Below are 7,093 nucleotides of genomic sequence, written 5' to 3'. Positions count from 1 at the left end.
GGATACCCTCACCGACCGTCCCGACTTCGCTCTCGTCGGGGTGCTGCGGGTACCGGAGGAACAGACCAGTCCGGGCCGGGCGATTGTGCGCCGCATCGGTTACGCCCTGGCTGCGCTGACCGCGGCGGTGATCGTGGTGTACATGGGCAGGGACGGCTACCGCGATGCCCAGGAGAACCCGCTCTCGTTGCTCGATTGCATCTACTACGCCACGGTGTCGCTGTCGACCACCGGTTACGGCGACATCACTCCGCTCACCCCGCAGGCCCGGCTGGTCAACATCCTGGTCATCACCCCGCTGCGAGTGTTCTTCCTCATCGTGCTGGTCGGCACCACCTTGTCGGCGCTGACCGAAAGTTCCCGGCAAGCGTTCAAGATTCAGCGGTGGCGCCGCCGCACTCGCAGTCACACCGTGGTCGTCGGGTACGGCACGAAGGGACGCAGCGCTGTCGATGCGCTGCTCGCCGAGGGACTCGCTCCGTCGGAGATCGTGGTGGTCGATGCCGATCCGGTGAGTCTGGACATCGCGTCGCGTCAGGGTCTGGTGACCGTGCAGGGGTCGGCCACCAAGTCGGACGTGCTGCAGCTGGCCGGAGCCCGGCATGCCGGCTCGATCATCGTGGCCGTCAATCGCGACGACACCGCCGTGCTCGTCACCCTCAGCGCTCGTCAGCTCGCGCCGCAGGCGCGCATCGCCGTCGCGGTGCGCGAATCGGAGAACACCCATGTGCTGCGCCAGTCCGGTGCCGATACGGTCGTGGTTTCCGCCGAGACGGCGGGCCGGTTGCTGGGATTGGCTCCTGCCACTCCCACGGTGGTGGAGATGATCGAGGATCTGTTGACTCCCGAGGAGGGGTTCGCCGTCTCCGAACGCGGTGTCGAGCCGCACGAGCACGGGCTTTCGCCGCGGGAGCTGCCCGTCATCGTGCTCGGGGTCGTCCGTGACGGACGGCTGATCCGGGTGGATTCTCCCGAGCTCGGCGTCATCGTCGCCGACGACCGGCTGTTGTATCTGCGTTCGGTGTCCGTGTAGGGAACAGCCTGCGTCCTCGGATGATCGTTCCGTGGGGGCAACGACCGATGACGGCTCCCTTACCGGAACAGGACCGGGGGTGTGCCGGCACGTTCGGGTCAGAACTGATATCCACGCCGGAGGTCGTCGACGATGCGCGGCCGATCCAGGGTCGACGGTGCCATCTCGCGAGGCTGCCGATCGAGCGGAAAGACCGAGGCTGCAGCGAGAGTCGCGGAATCGAGAAATCTTCGCGGTGCGGCATTCGCCGACAGTGCCGGTGTCGCCGGTGTGCCGGCCTGCGCGAGGACGAACCCCCAGTCGCCGAAGCTCGGTACGTGCACGTGGTACGGGGCCACACCGAGTCCCGCGGACTCGACGGTCGACACCGTCCGCCAATACGCATCCGGTGTCGAATACGGGCTGCCCGACTGCACGGTCATCAGACCGCCGGGGTTCAGCACCGACGCCGTCAGCCCGTAGAACTCCGTCGAATACAACCGTCCCAGCGTGGGGGTATCCGGGTCCGGCATGTCGACGATGATCGCGTCGAATCCCGCACCGGTGTACTCGCGCAACCAGCGGAAGGCGTCGGCGGTGACCACCGTCACCCGCTCGTCCTGTAATGCGCCGCCGTTGAGCGCGCTCAACCGAGTGTTCGCCAGTTCGAGCACCATCGGGTCCAGCTCGACCTGAACGACTTCCCGCACGTGCGGGTGGCGTAGGAGTTCCCGCGCGGCGAGTCCGTCACCGCCCCCGAGTACGAGCACCCTGCCGGGATCGCGGGCGAGCGCCGGATATACCAGGGCTTCGGTGTAGCGATGTTCGTCGCGGCTCGAGAACTGCAGGTCACCGTCGAGATACAGTCGCACGTCGTCGCCGCGGGCGGTGACCACGATCTCCTGGTAGTGCGAACGCTGCGCATGCACCACAGGGTCCGGATAGAGCCGCTGCCGCGCTGTGATCTCGATATCGGATGAGCGCGCCAGCAGAACGCCGAGCAGCGTCGCGGCGAGCAGCAACGCCACCGAGGACAATGCTCGCGTAGCCGGTCCGAGGTGCCCGCGCAGCAGAAACAATGCCGCGATCGATGCTGCCGCCAGGTTCACCATGCCGGTCAGCGCCGCACCACGGATCATTCCGACCGACGGCAGCAGCAGCAGGGGCCACACCAGACCTCCGATCAGCGCGCCCGCGTAGTCGGCCGCATTGAGGTCGGCGAGGATCTTGCCGGTATCGCGAGCACCGGCACTGCGACCGGTCTGCAGCAGCGTCATGAGCAGCGGGACCTCCGCGCCCACCAGCATCCCGATGGCTGCAGTCGCCGCGACGAGCACCCACGTCGACGATCCGACGTAAGGTGAACGCCACGTACAGAACGGTGGCGCTCGTCCCGCCGACCAATCCGAGAACGACCTCGACCGCGACGAATGCCGTCGCGGCGTAGGGGAGCAGCGGTTTGGCGGCAAGCGCACCGACTCCCAGTGCTGCCACGAAACCGGCCACGATGAGCGAGGTTTCCGTGATTCCGCCGCCGGTGAGGCTCGCCGACAACGTCAGAAGTGCCAGTTCGTACACCAGTCCGCACGCGGCGCAGGCGGCGACCGCTGCCAACAGTAGTGCCCGCGCCCGCCGGCCGAGAGGTGGCGCACCGGCGTCGAGATCCGGAGTCGTCACCGCTGTCACGACAGCGCTGCGGCGTTGACCAACCCGATCGAGAACAGGGTGATCGCCACGGCCCATGCGGCACCGCTCGTGCGGGGCTCGGCGACCAGTGCCGTGATCCGGCCCGGCAGTACACGATTCATGATGAGCAAGGCGGTGGCTTGCAGCACCACGCCGACCAGTCCGTAGACGAGCGAGTCGGCGATCCCCTGCGCGAACCCGTCGGAGCTGGTGACGATCGCGGTCACCACGATGACCGCGAGCGCCAGGTGATTTCCTGCGAGTAACAGTGCCGCGTTGGGGTTGCGGTCCACATAGACCTGGTGACGCAGGTTCCCGGGCGTCAACCCGTCGAGCACGGCGAATCCGAGTGCGAGAACGCCGACACCGACAGCGAAGTAGATCAGTGTCCCGATCACTCCCAGCACGAGCAGGAGGGGGTCCACGGCGCCGATCTCGAGGTCGGTTGCCGACAGGGTGGAGATCATTCTTTCGAGGTTCCGATCTGGTGAGTTCGTTATTTCGCACTTCCCGATCCACCGGACAGGTTGCCGGCGGCCGGAGAACCAGGGGTGAAGCCCGGCCCGAGGAACACGAAACCGCCGCTGCTGAAGCGCCCGTCGATGTCTTCGACGGTGATGGTGCTGCCACCCTCCGGCGCAGCACCGACCGTGACGATGTCGTCGTCGTATCGGAGGTATTCGTTGCCGCCGTCCGCCTTGCGTGCGGCCGGTTCGTCCTCCGCGATGATTCGGGAGACCGTGGTACCCACAGGATCCGGAGAATGATAGGTGTCGATATCACCGGAGGTGCCACGGTAGTCGTAGGTGTCGGCGATGTGGTCGCGTGCCTGACTCCCGCATGCCGTGGTCGCGAGGACCGCGATACCGACCAGCGAGCCGATGACGATTCGTCTCACGGCCGCCACCGGCTCTCGGTCTCGACGATCACGCCCGTGTCGACGGACGGATAGAGATGCCAGGTCCGCCAATGCCATTCGCCGGCATCTGCGGTGCCGGAGAGCACGGTGAGCGCGTCGTCGTTCCCCGGGAACCCTGCACACAACCATCCGGGTGCGGAGCGGGCCGTAGCGCGCAGTCGGTTCGCCCGCTGCGCCAGTTCTGCGCGCTGCACCGTCGCGGTGCGACTGCGGAACAGGTAGCCGTCCCGGTCGTGACGCTCGGGGAGCGGGTGTCCGCCCGCCCCGACCGCGTCGCACGACACTTGTTCGGTGAGAGTGCGTCGTCCGGATTGCGCTGTGACCACGTGGGAGGCGCCGAGTACCCCGAGGGTGAGAATGCCTGCGGCGGAATCGGTCAATCGTGCGGACACGAGTGGTGGCGGTGCGGGAGCGTCGAGTACCAGTCCCAGCGCCGAGGCGGAAACATCACGCGGGACGATGTCCAGGATGTGCGTGCTCACCGGGCGGGTCCGGCATGGATGACCGTCAATTCGCTGCGGGTCACCGCACGTCCGGTGGACACCTCCCATGATCCGGCGCGAGACCATCGTTCGAACGCGAGCAGACCGGTGCGGTCGGCCGTGGCGTAGTCGGCGTAGTCCATGGTGCCGGTGGGAGCGGTTCCGGTTGTGCCTTCGGCGGTGAATCGGGCGGTGCCGTGTTCGAGTCGGCGGTAGACACGATCGTCGAGGATCACGTCACCGTCGGGTTGCAGGCCCGTGCCCTCGCGACGCATCCACAGGGTCATCTCGAGCTCACCCTCGTCGTTCTCGACGGTGAGCCAGCGGCGACCGGTCGACCCGTCGAGGAGATGCTCGTACCAGCGGTAGCCTTCTTCGTCGAGTGTGAGAGTGCCGCGGACGACGTGGTCGATACCCGCGTAGGTGATGATGTCGCCGACCCCGATCCCGAAGGGGTCCCACACCTCCGGATAGTCGGCGAGTGGATCCACCCTGGCAGGTGGTGCTGTGGGTGTGCGGGTGCGGATCACCACCACGACGGCAGCCGCGACCACAGCGACGATCAGCAGGACGAGCAGGACTTCGGTCATCGAACACCCCGGGTCGGCGATATTTTCCGGGGCCGACCCTACCGGCCGGCCCGGCAGATCACGGGACCGCGGCACTCCGACGGTCAGGCCCGGGTGGCGGCATCGCGTCCCGCGACACGACCGAACGCCAGAGCGTCCCCGATGTGGAACCCGCCGTCCTTCCGCCAGCTGTAGGTGGAACTGATTTCACCTGCCGCATAGAGACCGTCGATCACCTCGCCCCGAGTGTCGAGAACACGCGCTCGCCCGTCGCGTCGGGGTCCGCCGTTGGTCCACCCCAGCAACGGAGTGATCCGCAGGGCATGGAACGGAGCCTCGATCACAGGCCCGAGTTTCTCCGGAGTCCGCCCGAAGTGCTCGTCGCGTCCACTCGCGCACGCAGCGTTGTAGCGGGCGACGGTATGTTCCAGCGTGTCGGCGTCCACCCCGATCAGGTCGGCCAGTTCGGCCGGCGAATCCGCACGCTCGATCCAGCCCTTCTCGATCTCTGCGCTGTTGTCGGTGCTCCAGAGGGATCCGTTCATGAGGAGATTCCATCCGACCGGCAGGATGTCGGGTGCCGGACTCAGAGGTCCGGCCGTGCGCATCTGCTCGTCGAAGATCAAGTAGAAGGGCCGGAGGGGGAACAGCTCGTAGGATCCTGCGCGCAGGATGTGTCCGTGGAACGGATCGGCGGTCTCGTCCATGAATCGGCGGCCGTCGTCGCCCACCCACAGATAGTTGTGTGCATTCCACAACGCGAGGTAGTGGCCCTGACTGTCGTCTCCGCGAACACCGGTGATGGTCATCATGTTTCCCATGTGCCACAGATCGGCGCCGACCGCTTGCGCCATCTTGTGACCGTCGCCGGTGGCGGCAGGTGATCCCCACAGGACGTGCTCTTCGACCCGCAGATAGTCGCGCACCATGGCCGGGTCGGCTTGGAAACCGCCTGTGGCCAGGACGACGCCGCCGCGCGCTCCGATACGCCGAGGGCCGTCCGCGCCGCGCACTTCGATGCCGGCGACCTCACCGTCGTCGACGATCAGGCGGACGGCCGGTGTCCCGAACCGGATCTCGATACCTCGCCGGGTGAGGGCGCTCTTCAGGAAGTCGTACAGCAGGGCGTTTCCCATCCGTCCTGCGATGGTGTCCATTCCCGCGTAGCAGTCGCTGCCCTCGACGGCGAGATATTCGGGTTCGGTGTGGTAGTCGCTGCTCATGGCGACGTCGGCACCGAGTTCTTCCAGCCAGCCCGAGATCAGGGCTGTTTCTCGCGCCCAGACGTCGACGACGTCGTCGGCCACCGGGAACGGACCGTTGAGGGCGCGAAGGAAGGTTCGCGCGCGGTCCGGATCGCTGTTGACCCACCAGCCTCCGCCGGACACTCGCGTGTTACCACCCGCCTCGTGCTCGCCGCACTTCTCCACCACGAGGACATCCCTGCCGGCCTGGTGCGCTGCCAGTGCTGCGGCGGAACCCGCGGCCCCGGAGCCCACGACCACGACGTCGTGTACTTCGTCGAACCTGTCGACACCCATCTATGTCCTCACCTTCTCCGGTCGACTCCCACCGCATGCCGATGTGACGTGGATCATCTCGGCTGCGGAGCGGATGTGCTCCGGTTCTTCCGTCCAGTGGAACGTTTTTCGGGGCTCGTTCCGGGAGGCGCGGTATCTCAGCGGTCGCAGGGTTGGAGAGGGGACCGACCTTCTCCGAGGGCGTCGAAGAAGGCGAGGGCATCCGACGCGGCAGCAGGAACGGTCGGTACATGTTCGAGTCCGTCGTAGACGGTGTAACCGACGGGCGAACCGCCGGCGCACAGTGATTCGACCAACGCTGCAGAACCCGGTTCGGTCACGGCGGTGTCGCCGCCGCCCTGCAGGATCAGTGTCGGCACGCGGGGGCTGAGTCGATCGGGGTTCTGCTCTGTCAGATAGGAGACCAGCGGCGCGAAGTCTGCGTCGGGTCGGATCACCTCGTCGAGCGGTACCGATTCCGCGAGTTCCCAGAGGATGTCGGTGCAGCCGCCCTTCGCGGCATCGAGCAGAGGTGTCATCTTCTCGGTGACGTAATCGTAGGGACTCAACTCCTCGTCGGCCGCATGGGCGCCGAGCAGGATCAGCGGTAGGTAACCGAGGACGGCACGCGACTCGGGACCTCCGGCTGCGAAGTATTCGACGGTGTCACCGAGGTTGTTTCCCGGTGCGATCGACACCGCTCCCCGCAAGTCGAGTTCGGGTGCCAGATCGGATCCGCGATCTGCGGCGAACAATGCTGCGTGCCCTCCTTGGCTGTGTCCCGCGGCGTACCAGACCGTGCCGATATCGGGATCCAGGCGGCGTGCTGCGCGCACGATGTCGGTGACGGCCGCCGCCTCGGAATCGCCGTTGATGTACGGGTGGACCCCCGGCGTTCCGAGTCC

Annotated in this window: 7 protein-coding genes and 1 pseudogene; 1 reads left to right on the top strand and 7 read right to left on the bottom strand. The window is 66.8% G+C overall.

All coding sequences use genetic code 11. From position 1 onward, the window contains the following. On the top strand, nucleotides 1-1,033 hold a 1,033-nt coding region (locus tag R1101_RS0112855), incomplete at its 5' end, for a potassium channel family protein (protein ID WP_016933825.1). Between the two features lie 98 nt (nucleotides 1,034-1,131). Here the strand turns inward: R1101_RS0112855 and R1101_RS26620 are convergent. The 7 genes and pseudogenes from R1101_RS26620 to R1101_RS26615 all read right to left on the bottom strand — a co-directional run. After that, nucleotides 1,132-2,689 (bottom strand): annotated as a pseudogene (locus tag R1101_RS26620) (polyamine aminopropyltransferase). A 5-nt stretch (nucleotides 2,690-2,694) separates the two neighbouring features. Beyond that, the gene (locus R1101_RS0112845; protein WP_016933823.1) at nucleotides 2,695-3,165 is read right to left on the bottom strand and encodes a DUF350 domain-containing protein; all 471 of its coding nucleotides are present in this window, start codon (nucleotides 3,163-3,165) and stop codon (nucleotides 2,695-2,697) included. 29 nt (nucleotides 3,166-3,194) lie between these two features. Continuing rightward, entirely contained in the window at nucleotides 3,195-3,605 is a 411-nt protein-coding gene (locus R1101_RS0112840; protein WP_016933822.1) for a DUF4247 domain-containing protein, read from the bottom strand. Beyond that, the gene (locus R1101_RS0112835) at nucleotides 3,593-4,099 is read right to left on the bottom strand and encodes a DUF2617 family protein (RefSeq protein ID WP_016933821.1); all 507 of its coding nucleotides are present in this window, start codon (nucleotides 4,097-4,099) and stop codon (nucleotides 3,593-3,595) included. The genes R1101_RS0112840 and R1101_RS0112835 overlap by 13 nt, the downstream gene beginning before the upstream one ends. Further along, nucleotides 4,096-4,689 carry a DUF4178 domain-containing protein gene (locus R1101_RS0112830; protein WP_016933820.1) on the bottom strand — a complete coding sequence of 198 codons (594 nt, stop codon included), beginning with the start codon at nucleotides 4,687-4,689 and terminating at the stop codon, nucleotides 4,096-4,098. Before R1101_RS0112830 ends, R1101_RS0112835 begins: the two co-directional genes overlap by 4 nt. A gap of 83 nt (nucleotides 4,690-4,772) precedes the next feature. After that, complete coding sequence (locus R1101_RS0112825) at nucleotides 4,773-6,209, bottom strand: FAD-dependent oxidoreductase (protein ID WP_016933819.1); 1,437 nt, start codon at nucleotides 6,207-6,209, stop codon at nucleotides 4,773-4,775. Nucleotides 6,210-6,346: 137 nt separating this feature from the next. After that, the coding region (locus R1101_RS26615) for a lipase family protein (RefSeq protein ID WP_016933818.1) at nucleotides 6,347-7,093 on the bottom strand (747 nt) is incomplete at its 5' end.

This window comes from Rhodococcus sp. R1101, assembly GCF_000278445.1.
Lineage (GTDB): Bacteria > Actinomycetota > Actinomycetes > Mycobacteriales > Mycobacteriaceae > Rhodococcus > Rhodococcus gordoniae.
This window is presented reverse-complemented; position numbering and strand designations above follow the sequence as displayed.

What these genes read in the sequence shown, in the direction of transcription:
- R1101_RS0112825 (WP_016933819.1), bottom strand. Translation starts at nt 6,209, where the DNA reads ATGGGTGTCGACAGGTTCGACGAAGTACACGACGTCGTGGTCGTGGGC.
- R1101_RS0112845 (WP_016933823.1), bottom strand. Translation starts at nt 3,165, where the DNA reads ATGATCTCCACCCTGTCGGCAACCGACCTCGAGATCGGCGCCGTGGAC.
- R1101_RS0112830 (WP_016933820.1), bottom strand. Translation starts at nt 4,689, where the DNA reads ATGACCGAAGTCCTGCTCGTCCTGCTGATCGTCGCTGTGGTCGCGGCT.